Genomic DNA, 214 nt, shown 5'->3' with positions numbered 1-214 from the left:
GGTTTTGTCTGCAGTCAGGGTGGCGACAACCTCACTTTCGGTGTCAGTGATCTGAACAGTGGCGGAGCCACCCAGCTCCAGATTCTCGAAGGTCTTGCCTGGGACGGTTGCATCGCTGATGCCAACGGTGAGCGAACCGGAATCTTTGAAGACGTCATCACCTTGTGCCGGCGCCTTGTACTCAACCTGAGTCTGACCTGCCGCGATGGTGACC

At 57.5% G+C, this 214-nt stretch carries 1 protein-coding gene; it reads right to left on the bottom strand.

All coding sequences use genetic code 11. The features are described 5' to 3' along the window. Positions 1–214: immunoglobulin-like domain-containing protein (locus HU729_RS25635; RefSeq protein ID WP_186711937.1), on the bottom strand; the 214-nt coding region annotated here is incomplete at both ends.

Origin of the sequence: Pseudomonas sp. RW10S2, from assembly GCF_014268985.1 — a bacterium.
Taxonomy (GTDB): Bacteria; Pseudomonadota; Gammaproteobacteria; order Pseudomonadales; family Pseudomonadaceae; genus Aquipseudomonas; species Aquipseudomonas wayambapalatensis.
Note: the sequence above shows the minus strand (reverse complement) of the source record. Positions and strands in the feature narration are given on the sequence as shown.